The following is a 13,867-nucleotide window of genomic DNA, read 5'->3' as shown; positions in this document are numbered from 1 at the left end:
CCACTAACTAACCTGAATTTAAGATGAGAGATTATTCGCAATATCAAGTCTGGAATGAAGCTGTAGACTTTGCTGTTTCAGTGTATCAAAACACCCAAAAATTTCCGTCAGAAGAAAAATTCGGATTGGTGTCACAGATGAGGAGGGCAGCTGTATCAATTCCTTCAAACATTGCCGAAGGGTCAAGTAGATCTTCAGAAAAAGAATTCTCTAGGTTCTTAGAATTTTCACTAGGATCCTCTTTTGAATTGAAAACACAAATGATAATTGCCAACAAATTAGACCTTCTTGAAAAAGGAGCTTTCAGTAACAGCATTTTAGCACTAGACTCGATTGGCAAACAATTAAATGGTTTAAGAAATTCCTTGAAATAATAGTTAAAGTTAACAGTCAATAGTTAACGGTGAATAGAATATTATGACACAAGAAAAAACAACACCTCACGATAACAAAGGTTACCTGAACATGGAACTTCTCCGATTCACTACTGCAGGTAGTGTCGATGACGGAAAGAGTACCCTGATCGGTAGATTGCTATATGATTCAAAATCGATATTTGCCGATCAACTAGAGCAAGTAGCCAAATCAAGTGAGCGAAAAGGTCTCGATCATACAGATTTGGCCCTACTGACAGATGGGTTGAAAGACGAGAGAGAGCAAGGCATCACCATTGATGTGGCCTATAGATACTTCGCTACACCGAAAAGAAAATTTATTATTGCCGATACCCCTGGTCATATCCAGTACACTCGGAATATGGTAACAGGAGCCTCTACTGCCAACTGTGCACTGTTGTTGGTGGATGCCCGAAAAGGAGTAATCGAGCAAACCAGAAGGCATTCTATCATTGCTTCTTTGTTGAAAATACCGCACGTCATCGTGTGTGTCAACAAGATGGACTTGGTGGATTACAGCAACGAGGTATTCGAGCAGATTAAAGAAGATTATGAAGCCTTTGCGTCAAAGCTAGAGGTGAAGGACGTTCGTTTCATTCCGATCTCTGCGCTCAACGGCGACAATGTGGTGAACCGAAGTGAGGAGATGTCTTGGTATGAGGGGTCTACGTTGCTTTATACTTTAGAAAACATTCACATTGGTAGTGATCACAACCACATCGATTGTCGCTTTCCGGTGCAGAATGTCATCCGACCAAAGACCGACAAATACCATGATTATAGAGGCTATGCCGGACGTATCGCTAGTGGTGTGTTCAAAGCTGGAGATGAAGTCACAGTGATGCCTTCTGGTTTTAGTTCCAAGATCAAATCCATCGACACTTATGATGGAGCAATTGATGAAGCATTTGCACCTATGTCAGTAACGATACAGTTGGAAGACGAGATCGATATTGGACGTGGCGACATGATCGTTCGTACCAACAACAAACCAGATGCAATACAAGACATCGAAGTGATGGTTTGCTGGCTCAATGGCAAAGGACCAAAACCTCGCGCAAAGTATATCCTGAGACATACGACTTCAGAGGTGAAAGCGATGATCAAGGACATCACTTACAAATTGGATATCAGTACACTCCATAGAAATGAGGAGGACAAAGAAGTCGGTGCAAATGACATTTGTAAAATGCAGTTGAGAACCACAAAGCCTTTGTTGGCAGATTCTTATTCCAAAAATAGAATTACGGGAAGTTTAATTCTAGTAGACGAAGGGACGAATGAGACTGTCGCTGCAGGGATGATTGTTTAATCGAATTGAAAATACTTAACGAACCATTGACTCAAGTAGTCAATGGTTTTTCTATTCTTATGGATTTGAACCAACTTTTAGAAGTCGCCAAAGTAGCTGCCAAAGATGCCGCTGTTGAGATTTTAAAAATATACGAAACAGAGGACTTCTCCGTAGAAGCTAAGTCTGACGACTCTCCTTTGACGAAAGCAGACAAAGCCTCACACCTTGCCATCTTAGCACATCTGGAGAAGACCGGTTTGCCAATCTTAAGCGAGGAAGGCAGAGCTATTTCATACAGTGAACGAAAGGACTGGGGTTATTTCTGGATGATTGATCCATTGGATGGAACCAAGGAATTTATCAAGCGCAATGGGGAGTTCACGGTGAATATTGCTTTGATTCACCAAGGACAATCTATTCTTGGCGTAGTACAAGTACCTGTAAAGGACGAATTGTATTTTGCAATTCAAGGTAAAGGGGCTTTCAAAGAACTAAACAATGAAACAACCGAACTAAAAGTAAATAGAATCAACCTGCAGGACTCAGGCTTGAAAGTAGTTGCTTCGCGTTCGCATCTTTCGGACGAGACACAGGTCTTTATGGATGGACTAAATCATCCAGAGATCGTGAGTATGGGGAGCTCTCTCAAGTTGCTGGCTGTGGCAGAAGGAGCAGCCGACCTATATCCACGATTCGCCCCTACCATGGAGTGGGACACTGCCGCAGCACAGGCTATAGTGGAAGCCGCTGGGGGTGTAGTGACAATCAAGGAAAGTGTACAGTCAGTGCTTTACAATAAAGAAGATTTGCTGAACCCACACTTCTTAGTTTCTTGTACCATAAAAAGGTGATGTAAGAGCTGAGGCGGTAGAGCGGAGCTTTAACATTAATTTCAAATTAAAAGACGAATCCCTTCGATAGAATTTTTTACCTTGCGCAAAATTTAAATTAACTATGAGGCATATAGCGTGTATGCTGTTGGTCACAACAGTGTTGTTTTTGAGCAATGAAACTCTAGCTCAGAGTCCTAGTTTACAAAACATCAGTAGTGTCAATGTAGATGATTTATCAGATGAACAAATAAAGCAGTTCATAGGGAAGGCAGAGTCTAGTGGCTATTCTGAGGATCAACTGATGATGATGGCCAAGACTCGTGGTATGAGTGAGTTACAAATACAGAAACTCAGAAAAAGAGTAAGCGATTTGAAGTCAGGGTCAAATAATTCTCAAACTGCAAATATTGATCGCTTGCGAGATACAAACCAAAGTCAAGGATCTCAAGAAAATGGAGGAGCATTTGATCCTTTTGATGTAGTTAAATATCAAAAACCAGATTCTATCGATGGGTTGACGATTTTTGGTCAAAGTTTTTTTGAAAACAGCTCTTTATCATTTGAAACGGGACTCAATATGCCAACTCCAGCAAACTATGTAATAGGACCAGGAGATGAAGTGATTATTGATATATGGGGAGCGTCAGAAAAAACCTATCAAGTTGTCGTTTCGCCCGAAGGGGCAATTCGCATACCTAATTTAGGCCCTATTTACATTACGGGCTTAACCATGGATAAGGCCAAGGTCAAAATTATTTCCAGACTGAAAAGGATATATAGTACAATAGGAAGAAGTTCCAATGCTGATGTGACTTTAGGACAAATACGCTCGATCAATGTACATGTAATTGGTCAAGTTAAAAAACCAGGCACATTTACCTTATCCTCTTTTGGGACAGCATTTAATGCATTGTACAGTGCAGGTGGGCCATCTAAAGATGGTTCTTTGCGTCAGATTGAAGTTTATCGAGCAAAGGAACTTATCTCAACGTTGGATGCATATGAATTTATGATTCGTGGTACTGGAGAGAACATTACTTTACAAGATCAGGATGTAATAATAGTAAGACCTTATATCAGCCGTGTAAAATTTACTGGTGAAGTCAAGAACCCAGCGGTTTATGAATTAACGAAAGGAGAAACATTTGAGGATTTATTGTTTTATTCTGGAGGCTTGACCAATATGGCATATCAGGGCGTGGTTAGTCTACGTCGAATTGATAAAAATTTTAAAACAGTGCGTTCTCTTGAAATTGATAAAGCAGGAGAATTCGAATTGTACAACGGGGATGAAATAGAAGTTGGTAAAATCACGAATGAGTTTATCAATAGGGTCACAATAGAAGGGCCTGTAATGAACCCAGGTGAATATCAGTTAGAAGAAGGGATGACTTTGCTTACTCTGATTGAGTTAGCGGACGGTGTTCGTGGAGATACTTTTATGGAGAGAGGGGTAATTATCCGTCAAAACGAGGACTTTTCATTAGCTAATATTTCATTTAACCCTAGAAAGTTACTGAACGGAGAAGAGAGTGTAGTTCTACAAAGTAATGATGTGATAAAGTTACAGTCCATTTATGATTTGCGGGAACGATATAATTTGATGATTGAGGGAGAAGTACAAAAGCCAGGAGAGTTTGTATATGTAGATGGGATGAAGGTGAAAGATTTAATCTTTCTTGCTGGAGGATTCAAAGAATCTGCAGCCAAGTCTTTTGTGGAAGTAGCCAGAAGGATAGACCCAGACAGTACAACAGATAAAAACAGCTCGGCTGAAATTTTCAATTTCCCAATAAGCGAAAAGTTAGATATATCGGAGAAGGATTCTAAGTTTGAACTTGAACCATTTGATTTGGTGGTTATTCGTAAGAGCCCTTTCTACATTAAACAAGAGACCGTCGAGATAGAGGGGGAGGTTGAGTTTCCTGGTAAATATGTAATCGAGAGAAAGGATGAGCGGATATCTTCTATTCTGAAAAGAGCTGGTGGAGTATCTGATTACTCCTATGTTGAAGGGGCTACACTTATTCGAAAATCAGAATATTATAAAAAAAATGTGAGTGATCCGGGCTATGCTAATGATGCGATACGTGTGAGAAAGCAGGATTTGACGGAAATATTTAAAAGAGACACCTTGTTTACAAATGAAGCAGTAGTATTTAAACAAGAGGAGGCGATTGGAATACAGCTGGATAAAATCATGGCTGACCCAGGTTCTAAATATGATCTGATTTTGAAGAAAGGTGATATTATTAGTATACCAAGACAACTTCAAACGGTACGAGTACGAGGAAGTGTTTTATATCCTTCAAATATCAGGTTTAATAAAGGGTCAGGTTTTAAAAAGTATGTAGGCTTAGCTGGGGGCTTTGACCAGAGGGCTAAGAAATCTAAGTCCTACGTGATTTATGCTAATGGTTCCGCAGCACAGACAAGTAGTTTTCTATGGATAAAGAATTACCCTAAGATAGAGCCCGGGGCGGAGATTGTAATTCCTCAGAAACCTAATAAAACACCAATGAGTGCACAGGGCTGGATAGCATTGTCTTCTGGTGTAGCGACATTGGCATTAGTAATTACGCAGATCATAAACAACGCGAAATAGATGTCTGAAAAAGAAATCATAAAGGATGATGAAATTGATTTGGTAGAACTGGCCAAAACGATTTGGGCTGGGCGTTGGTTTATTGCCAAAGTAACAGGTGTGTTTGTCATCATTGGTTTAATCGTGGCTTTTACTAGCCCAGTGGAGTATGAAGCGTCGACCAAGCTCTTGCCAGAGGCTACAGAGGGGGCTTCTCCGAGTTTAGGTGGTCTTGGTGGTCTAGCAGGTTTAGCAGGAATTGACCTTGGTGGGATGAAAGGTGGTGGTGGTGGTGGGGTGCTTTCCACTCAGCTATACCCAGAAATTGTCAATAGCTTGCCTTTTATTCTGGCTGTAATGAATGACACCATTTATTTTGAGAGTCTGAATGTTCGAACAACATCCTTTGATTATTTTGATAATATAGCGAAGCCTTCATTTTTAGGTTATGTGATAAGATATACGATCGGTATACCAGGGTTAATCAAAAAGGCTATTGTAGGAGGTCAACAGGTTTCTGAAAGTAGAGAAAATCAAGGATTTTATCGCTTGACTAAGGATGAATGGAAACTTGTAGAAAAATTCAAAGAAAGGATTTCTTTGAGTATAAATGAGGAATATGGTTTAATTACAATAGAGGTAGAGATGCCAGACGCTTATGCAGCAGCACAAATTACAAAAAGGATTGAAAAGGAAGTGACATCATCAGTTATTAAATATAAAACAGACAAAGCAAAAGAAAATCTTTCCTTCGTAATTGAGACGTTCGAAGAGGCTAAAACGGAATTTGAAGAGGTACAAGTGCGGTTGGCAAGAGCTACCGATAGAAATATGAATGTGTACTCTGCAACGGCTCAGATTCAATTGCGCAGAATTGAGAATGAATACAATGTGGCATTTGAAGTGTATAAGGGATTAGCTTCTCAGGTGAAACAGGCCAAAATAAAATTGAAGGAGGAAACGCCGGTATTTACAGTATTAGAGCCAGTCAGAATTCCTGAGGATAAAAGTAAGCCGAAGAGATTCGTAATACTTGTTTCATTTATTATTTTAGGTGTTATATGGGGGTGTACGCATGTTTTTTTTAGGCATTATATTTTAAATCGAAAATGAAAAGAAAAATTCTTATAACTGGAGGAGCAGGTTTTATAGGTTCCCATTTAGTTAAATTGATGGTAGATAAATATCCTAATTATGATATTTATAATCTTGACAAATTGACCTACGCAGGTAATATGGCAAATATTGATTCTCTGGAAAGTAGTGCAAATTACACTTTTTTGAAGGGCGATATTTGCGACGAAAATTTTGTGAAAGACGTCTTTGTTAAGTACAAAATTAATGGTGTGATTCATCTGGCGGCAGAATCACATGTAGACAGATCAATATCCAACCCTATGGAATTCGTAATAACAAATGTAATTGGGACTGTGAATTTACTTAATGCAGCGATAGCTACTTGGAAAAATGAATTCGATAACAAGCTTTTTTATCATGTATCCACTGATGAAGTGTATGGCTCACTAGGTAATGAAGGGTTATTCAAGGAAACGACACCTTACGACCCCAAATCACCTTACTCCGCTTCGAAAGCTAGCTCTGATCATTTTGTTAGAGCGTATGCAAACACATACAATTTACCAATTGTTGTCTCTAACTGTTCAAACAACTATGGGCCTAATCAATTCCCTGAAAAATTATTACCCTTATGCATTAATAATATCAAAAACAGTAAGCCCCTGCCGATTTATGGAAAAGGAGAGAACATCAGGGATTGGTTATATGTTGAGGATCATGTGAATGCGATTGATGTGGTTTTCCATAAAGGCGTTTTAGGAGAAACATATAACATCGGAGGATTTAATGAATGGATGAATATTGACATAGTAAAATTGGTTTGTGATGTTATGGATAAAAAACTTGGAAGAAGTAAAGGTTCATCAAGAGAACTAATAACGTTTGTAAAGGATAGAGCAGGTCATGATGAAAGATATGCGATCGACGCTTCAAAACTTAAAAATGAATTGGGTTGGGAACCTTCCTTGCAATTTGAAGAAGGGCTGGAGAAAACGGTGGATTGGTATCTGTCTAACTCTAAATGGCTGAATAATATTACTACAGGGGAATATTTGGACTACTTTAAAAATAATTATTAATCATGAAAGGAATTATTTTAGCAGGAGGCTCAGGGACACGTCTTCACCCACTTACTTTGTCCGTAAGCAAACAAATGCTACCAGTTTACGACAAGCCAATGATTTATTACCCGTTAGCAACTTTGATGCTGGCGGGAATTAATGAAATTCTAATTATATCCACTCCGAGAGACTTGCCATTGTTTCAAAGTCTACTTGGTGACGGGAAGAACCTTGGTTGCAAATTTTCTTACGCAGTACAAGAGAGGCCAGAAGGGTTAGCTCAAGCCTTTATCATAGGAAAAGAATTTATTGGGTTAGATAAAGTAGCATTAATTTTAGGAGATAACATCTTTTATGCCTCAGGATTATCAGAAAAACTTCAAAGTGCCACTAATGTGACTGGTGGTTTAGTATTTGCATATCATGTTGCTGATCCAGAAAGGTATGGAGTAGTTGAATTTGATAAAAATAATAAAGCAATTTCAATTGTTGAAAAACCTGAAAAGCCAAAGTCAAATTATGCTGTACCAGGGTTGTATTTCTACGATAATAATGTGGTGGAGATAAGCGAATCAATTGAACCTAGTGAACGTGGAGAGCTGGAAATTACTTCTGTTAATAATGAATATTTAAACAGGGGAAGTTTATCCGTTCAAATCCTTGATAGAGGAACAGCGTGGTTGGATACTGGTACATTTGGTTCTCTTATGGAGGCGGGTACTTTTGTTGAGGTCATAGAATCGAGACAAGGACTTAAGGTAGCTTGCATAGAGGAGATTGCCTATAAGATGGGTTTTATTAGCAATAATGAACTGAAAGCGCTGGCCCAACCTTTGATGAAAAGTGGCTATGGAAGGTATTTAATGGACATATTGAAATGAAGATTGTAAAAACAAAATTATTGGATGCAGTTATCATTGAGCCTGCTGTTTTTGGAGATGATAGAGGTTATTTTTTTGAAGGGTTTAATGAGGAGCAATTCAATAAATTGACTAATCAAGATTTTAAGATTGTCCAATTAAACTTTTCTAAATCTTCGAAAGGAGTGTTGCGAGGGTTGCATTTTCAGAGAGCACCTCAAGCTCAGGCGAAATTGGTTAGTGTAATTAATGGTGAGGTTTGGGATGTAGCCGTAGATTTGAGGAAAAATTCTAAGACTTATGGCCAATGGCATGGAGAGTATTTGAGTGCGCAAAATAAAAAAAGATTCTTCATCCCACGAGGATTTGCACATGGTTTTGTGGCACTTACAGATGATGCAGAATTGATGTATGCGGTTGACAATCATTACTCAAAGGAATACGATGATGGAGTGATTTTTAATGATCCAAGCTTGGACATTGATTGGAAATTTGACCCGCTTGATGTGAAGTTATCTGAGAAAGATGAAAAGTTATCAAAATTAAATCAATAAAATGATCAAGGTTTTAGTTACAGGCGCTAAAGGACAATTGGGTTCATCAATTAAAGCTATGATTTCAGCTTTTAATGAAGTCACTTTTGAGTTTATCGATATCGAGGAACTAGATCTTTTCGATTTAGATGCCATAGAATTATTTTTCAAGGAGAATGAGTATGATTATATTGTCAATTGTGCCGCTTATACTAATGTTGATAAGGCTGAAAGCGATATTGAAAATGCTGAATTACTAAATCAAGGAATACCTTCTATCCTTGCGAAAATATGCGCTTCTCAAAAAACAGTGCTGATTCATATTTCAACAGATTTTGTGTTTGACGGAAGCGTTAAGGAGCCTCTGAATGAGAATGATTTAGTGAATCCCTTATCTGTTTATGGGAAAACCAAATTTGAAGGTGAGGAGGCAATTAAAAAGGAGCTTGAGAGTTACTTTATTCTCCGAACCTCTTGGTTATATTCTGAGTATGGCAATAATTTTGTAAAAACCATGCTTAGATTAGGAAAGGATAATGATAAATTAAGGGTGATTAGTGATCAATTCGGAACACCAACATACGCGTCAGATTTGGCTGAAATTATTTTGAATATTATTTCATCGAGAAACTCTAACTTTGGCCTTTATCATTTCAGTAATAATGGAGAAACATCATGGCATGGATTCGCCAAGAAAACATTCAACTTAGCACAGTTGGATGTTACAGTTGAGCCTATCTCGTCTTCTGAATATGTTTCCGCCGCTACTCGGCCAAAATATAGTGTGTTGAGCAAATCAAAAATTAGATCAGAGTTGGGTATTGAAATTGTTGACTGGGATAATAGTCTCGCTAAATGTGTTAAAAACTTGATGCTGGATCAATAGGTTAACAATACAAGAAATTTTATTGATGTTTAATAATTTCAAAGAAATAATATTTCAGAAATTACCGGCAGAAGGAATAAAGAAATACTTTTTCAATACTTCATGGTTGCTACTGGAAAAATTATTAAGAATTATTTCGAGCGTTTTGGTTGGTGTTTGGGTTGCACGTTACCTTGGGCCAGAAGATTATGGTTTTTTTAATTATTCTCAGTCGTTGGTACTGATCTTTGGGACTTTTGCTACTCTTGGGATGGATAGAGTAATTACCAAGCATTTGATTGAGAATCCAGAAGATAAGAACAGGTATCTAGGGACTGCATTTATAATTAAATTGGTGAGTTCTTTTAGTGTTGTTTTGATACTCTATATTTTCTTATTGTTATCTAATAAGGATTCATTTGAGATTCTTTTCGTATTCATTATTTCCTCGTCCTTAATTTTCCAGAGTTTCAATGTAATAGATCTTTTTTTTCAAAGTACAATACAAAACAAATATATCCTTATAGCAAATATTGTCTCATTGGTAACTTCTTCATTTGTCAAATTTTGGCTAGTAGTATCTAATGCTCCTTTGATTAGTTTCTCATTTACAATAGCTCTTGATACGTTTATTTTGGTTTTGACATTTTTGTATTTGTATGAAAAAAGTGGTAACAGAGTTAAAGAGTGGGAATTTGATTGGAGAATTGGAAAAGGATTGATAGTTCAAAGTTGGCCTTTGATTCTTGCTGCTGCTCTGAACACGTTGTATATGAGAATTGATCAAGTCATGATCCAATCAATATCTGGAAATAGAGAAGTAGGGTTGTATTCATCTGCAATAAAATTGAGTGAAGTTTGGTATTCGATGGGTATTGTTATTTGTAACTCTGTTTTTCCATCTATAATCAATTCTAAAAAAGTCTCAAAGGATTTTTATTATAAGAGGCTCTCTTTCTTATTCATTTTGTTGAATGGTTTGTCATTTGTTTTCGCATTAGGCATGCTTTTTTCATCTCATTACTTAATCGAATTATTATTTGGTGTCGATTATATGGATGCTGCTGTAATTCTGAGAATCCATGCTTTTAGTTCAATTTTTGTTTTTCAAGGTATTGCGAGTGGGAGGTGGTTAATTGCTGAAGGATGGAATAAGTATGATCTTTACCGTAATTTAATTGGAGTTGCTATAAATGTTTCGTTAAATTTTTATTTCATTCCAATTTATGGGGGAATTGGAGCTGCATTCACGAGCTTGGCTTCCTATTTTGTCGCATTCTTTCTAATTGATTTAATTTCATCAAGATCTCGACGTTTGTTTTGGATCAAACTGAAAAGTTTTTTGTTTATAAAATAATTTAATTATGAATTTGAAGGAAAAATTCAATAATGATGGATTCGTCATTTTAAAAAATGTTGTAAGCACAGACCTAATAGAGCAGGCAAAGGATCTTACTGAGGATATCATTGATTACTTTGATCATACGGACACTGATCCTTTTGATCAGTTTTTTATGAATCATAGAGTTGATCAAGGTACTCTATATGATTTGTATTTTCGTCATCCAGAATTTCAGCAATTGGCAACCCATAAAGGTGTTATTGGGGCATTGAGAGAGATTGTTGGGGAAGATTTTTTTCTATATGAGAATTCTTTAGTCTATAAGCCCAAAGGAAAGAAGAACGCTGTTCCTTGGCATCAAGATTTTATGAATAGAACGGATGAGCCTTCAAAGTTTATTATTTGGGTCGCGTTAGATGATGTGACAATTGCAAATGGGGCATTGAAATTTATTCCTGGCTCACATAAGAATGGTTTTCTTCCTTATTTTCAGGTGAAAGGGGAAACACATCATACTAGGCTTAAGTTGGACGGTGTAGATTTGGATAATTACATACACGGGGAAATGGAAGCTGGAGATGTTTTGATTTTTCATCATTTGGTTATTCATAGCAGTGACTTGGTGGATGTTGATGAGCCTAGAAGAGCATACAGATTTTCCGTACAGGGATTTAAACAATTATTTTCTCCTCGATGTGTACCTGTTGTATTATCAGGAGGGAGACCAAAAGCATATAAGAATGCGTCCCCTCGCATAATAAATAAAAGCTTGCTTAAAAAGTTTATAAATAAGGTGGGTAATAGGTTATCGAATATTTAAGAAAAAGAAAGATGGGTTTAATAAGATTAATAAAGTCAAAGTATAGTTCTAAATCCCCTTACTTAAAGGAGATTATAAGAGCATATATTACGAGAAATGAAGGCACTGACAAAAAGTCTTATCCAAATGTTATTAATCTTCTGGCAAATGATATTTGCAATTCCAAATGCACAATGTGTAATATTTGGGAGCAAAAGCTTGATTTTGAAATTACGCCGATTGAATTAACGGAACTATTAAAGGACCCTTTGTTTGGTGAAGTTACAGGTGTTGGTATTACCGGAGGTGAACCGACTATGAGAGATGACCTACCTGAGCTTTATAAGGCTTGTTGTGAGAGTCTACCAAAATTGGGGGGGATGAGTATTATCACTAATGCAATAAAAGATGAGCATGTGATAGAACAGATTGAAAAAGTTAACGAAGTACTGTCTGGGTACGGTAAGGATTTCTCTGTTATGGTTTCTTTAGACGGATATGGTGATGTCCATGATAAACATAGGGGAAGAGAAGGTAACTTTGAATCTGCCCTTAAAGTTATTAACCACATAAGGCACAACACCAATATTCCTCTGGCTATTGGATGCACTATCACTAAATCCAATGTTTATGAAGTGGATGCTCTTCTGGATTGGATGATAGAGGAAAAATTGTATGGTCGTTTTAGAGTCGGTGAATTTATTACTCGTTTGTACAATAATGAGCTATTAGACGAGATTAGAAATTTTAATGAAGATGAAACATATCACCTGAGTTGCTTTTTTCATCGCTTAAGGTATGATTACGAAACATCTCCAATGTTTAAAAGAACCTATGACAGTATTATTTCAGTATTAAATGGTGGGTCTAGAACAATTGGATGTCCATACCATGAAGATGGAGTAGTTCTAGACAGTAAAGGTCAATTATTGTATTGTGCACCAAAGTCAAAAGAATTAGGTTCTACCCTTAAGGTATCAGCGCGGTCAATTTATGACCAAAATTTGGATGAAAGATCAAGAATAAAAAGTGAAAATTGTGACACTTGTGTGCATGATTATCATGCACCGCCAACGATAGAAGAGTATAGACCTATAATTAATAGATGGAAGTGGAATGCTTTATTAAGCTTGAAAATCTCAAAATATACTGTACCATTTTTTAAAAGAGGCAAGATAGCTGATAGTGTAAGTAATGAAAAATCAGTTTTGATTGTAGGATGGTATGGTACAGAAACTGTAGGCGACAAAGCAATTTTGGCTTCTATTATAGAAGATTATAAAGCTATTGATAAAAAGACAAACATTATTATTGCCTCGTTAAACCCTTTTATTACCGTTCGTACGATGAAAGAGTTAGATATGAAAGCGAAGGTGATTGCTTTTTATTCACGAGAATTCGTGACTTATGCATCTAATGTTGATGAAGTAGTGATGGGTGGAGGGCCGTTAATGGAAATGGACGCATTAAATATACCTCTTAATGCATTTCTTTTAGCTAAAAAGAATGGCAAAAAGACAATTGTGTATGGTTGTGGTATAGGTCCAATATTCAACCAGAAGTATGAAAAGGTGGTTAAGAAGATATTATCTTTGGCTGATGTAATTAAGCTCCGGGATAGTAAATCTGTTTCTTTGGCCAATAAATTGGTGCCAAACAAGAGTGTTAGTTTGAATGGTGATCCAGCTTATAATTATGTTATTAATCAGTCCACTCACTTTAAGGCAGAAAAAAAAGACAAAATATTGGCATGTTTTTTAAGGGATTGGAGTTATGAATATGCTAGAGATTTATCTCAAGAGGAATTTGAAAAGCAGAAAAAGGACTTTGAAACAAATTTGGCAAATGGGATAAAAAAAGTGTGTCAAAAACGAGGGCTTAAACCTAAGTTTTATAGTATGCACACTTTTCATATAGGTGGAGATGACAGGGTTTTCTATCGAAGATTCTTGTCTGAACATTTTCAAGGAATTGAATATGACTTTGAAAAGAGGCCTTCTACAGTTGACATGGTTTTGGAAGGGATGGTTAGTTCTGAGGTTAACCTTTGCATGAGGTTCCATTCAGTGCTATTTGCTCAAACACTTGAGACTGAGTTTTATGCAATTGACTACACAGGTGGTGGAAAAATCAAGGCCTTATTAGACGATCATAATAATTTAGATCTTATGTATTCTTTACAAGATGTCGCAAAAGACCAGTCGTTTTGTTTTAAATAAAAATA

The 13,867-nt window shown here is 36.9% G+C and carries 12 protein-coding genes; all 12 read left to right on the top strand.

Features of this window, described 5'->3' with window-relative positions; all coding sequences use genetic code 11:
• The first annotated feature begins 23 nt into the window (after positions 1-23).
• The 12 genes from BUB99_RS08380 (at position 24) to BUB99_RS08325 (ending at position 13,862) form a co-directional block, all read left to right on the top strand.
• On the top strand, positions 24-374 hold the full coding sequence (locus tag BUB99_RS08380) for a four helix bundle protein (RefSeq protein ID WP_073121420.1): 351 nt from the start codon (positions 24-26) through the stop codon (positions 372-374).
• Between the two features lie 43 nt (positions 375-417).
• Positions 418-1,707 carry a sulfate adenylyltransferase subunit 1 gene (locus tag BUB99_RS08375; RefSeq protein ID WP_073121418.1) on the top strand — a complete coding sequence of 430 codons (1,290 nt, stop codon included), beginning with the start codon at positions 418-420 and terminating at the stop codon, positions 1,705-1,707.
• A gap of 5 nt (positions 1,708-1,712) precedes the next feature.
• Positions 1,713-2,540, top strand: coding sequence for a 3'(2'),5'-bisphosphate nucleotidase CysQ (cysQ, locus tag BUB99_RS08370; protein ID WP_317041712.1), 828 nt, complete (start codon positions 1,713-1,715; stop codon positions 2,538-2,540).
• Between the two features lie 148 nt (positions 2,541-2,688).
• Positions 2,689-5,127, top strand: coding sequence for an SLBB domain-containing protein (locus BUB99_RS08365; RefSeq protein ID WP_170863762.1), 2,439 nt, complete (start codon positions 2,689-2,691; stop codon positions 5,125-5,127).
• Positions 5,128-6,219 (top strand): Wzz/FepE/Etk N-terminal domain-containing protein, encoded by a 1,092-nt coding sequence (locus BUB99_RS08360; RefSeq protein WP_073121412.1) that lies wholly within the window; start codon positions 5,128-5,130, stop codon positions 6,217-6,219.
• Complete coding sequence (gene rfbB / locus BUB99_RS08355) at positions 6,216-7,262, top strand: dTDP-glucose 4,6-dehydratase (RefSeq protein WP_073121410.1); 1,047 nt, start codon at positions 6,216-6,218, stop codon at positions 7,260-7,262. Before BUB99_RS08360 ends, rfbB begins: the two co-directional genes overlap by 4 nt.
• 2 nt (positions 7,263-7,264) lie before the next feature.
• On the top strand, positions 7,265-8,125 hold the full coding sequence (gene rfbA, locus BUB99_RS08350; RefSeq protein WP_073121408.1) for a glucose-1-phosphate thymidylyltransferase RfbA: 861 nt from the start codon (positions 7,265-7,267) through the stop codon (positions 8,123-8,125).
• Positions 8,122-8,658 carry a dTDP-4-dehydrorhamnose 3,5-epimerase gene (gene rfbC, locus BUB99_RS08345; RefSeq protein ID WP_073121406.1) on the top strand — a complete coding sequence of 179 codons (537 nt, stop codon included), beginning with the start codon at positions 8,122-8,124 and terminating at the stop codon, positions 8,656-8,658. The genes rfbA and rfbC overlap by 4 nt, the downstream gene beginning before the upstream one ends.
• Before the next feature lies 1 nt (position 8,659).
• Positions 8,660-9,523, top strand: coding sequence for a dTDP-4-dehydrorhamnose reductase (rfbD, locus tag BUB99_RS08340; protein ID WP_073121404.1), 864 nt, complete (start codon positions 8,660-8,662; stop codon positions 9,521-9,523).
• Between the two features lie 25 nt (positions 9,524-9,548).
• On the top strand, positions 9,549-10,859 hold the full coding sequence (locus BUB99_RS08335) for a flippase (RefSeq protein WP_073121402.1): 1,311 nt from the start codon (positions 9,549-9,551) through the stop codon (positions 10,857-10,859).
• A gap of 7 nt (positions 10,860-10,866) precedes the next feature.
• Complete coding sequence (locus tag BUB99_RS08330; protein ID WP_073121400.1) at positions 10,867-11,664, top strand: phytanoyl-CoA dioxygenase family protein; 798 nt, start codon at positions 10,867-10,869, stop codon at positions 11,662-11,664.
• Between the two features lie 11 nt (positions 11,665-11,675).
• Positions 11,676-13,862 carry a polysaccharide pyruvyl transferase family protein gene (locus BUB99_RS08325; RefSeq protein WP_073121398.1) on the top strand — a complete coding sequence of 729 codons (2,187 nt, stop codon included), beginning with the start codon at positions 11,676-11,678 and terminating at the stop codon, positions 13,860-13,862.
• The last annotated feature ends 5 nt before the right edge of the window (positions 13,863-13,867 follow it).

Source organism: Reichenbachiella agariperforans (assembly GCF_900142205.1).
Classification (GTDB): domain Bacteria; phylum Bacteroidota; class Bacteroidia; order Cytophagales; family Cyclobacteriaceae; genus Reichenbachiella; species Reichenbachiella agariperforans.
Note: the sequence above shows the minus strand (reverse complement) of the source record. Positions and strands in the feature narration are given on the sequence as shown.

Bases quoted from the DNA above. Each gene is read 5' to 3' on its own strand.
- BUB99_RS08325 (WP_073121398.1), top strand. From the start codon at position 11,676: ATGGGTTTAATAAGATTAATAAAGTCAAAGTATAGTTCTAAATCCCCT.
- BUB99_RS08330 (WP_073121400.1), top strand. From the start codon at position 10,867: ATGAATTTGAAGGAAAAATTCAATAATGATGGATTCGTCATTTTAAAA.
- BUB99_RS08360 (WP_073121412.1), top strand. From the start codon at position 5,128: ATGTCTGAAAAAGAAATCATAAAGGATGATGAAATTGATTTGGTAGAA.
- rfbC (WP_073121406.1), top strand. From the start codon at position 8,122: ATGAAGATTGTAAAAACAAAATTATTGGATGCAGTTATCATTGAGCCT.
- BUB99_RS08380 (WP_073121420.1), top strand. From the start codon at position 24: ATGAGAGATTATTCGCAATATCAAGTCTGGAATGAAGCTGTAGACTTT.
- rfbD (WP_073121404.1), top strand. From the start codon at position 8,660: ATGATCAAGGTTTTAGTTACAGGCGCTAAAGGACAATTGGGTTCATCA.
- rfbA (WP_073121408.1), top strand. From the start codon at position 7,265: ATGAAAGGAATTATTTTAGCAGGAGGCTCAGGGACACGTCTTCACCCA.
- rfbB (WP_073121410.1), top strand. From the start codon at position 6,216: ATGAAAAGAAAAATTCTTATAACTGGAGGAGCAGGTTTTATAGGTTCC.
- BUB99_RS08375 (WP_073121418.1), top strand. From the start codon at position 418: ATGACACAAGAAAAAACAACACCTCACGATAACAAAGGTTACCTGAAC.
- BUB99_RS08335 (WP_073121402.1), top strand. From the start codon at position 9,549: ATGTTTAATAATTTCAAAGAAATAATATTTCAGAAATTACCGGCAGAA.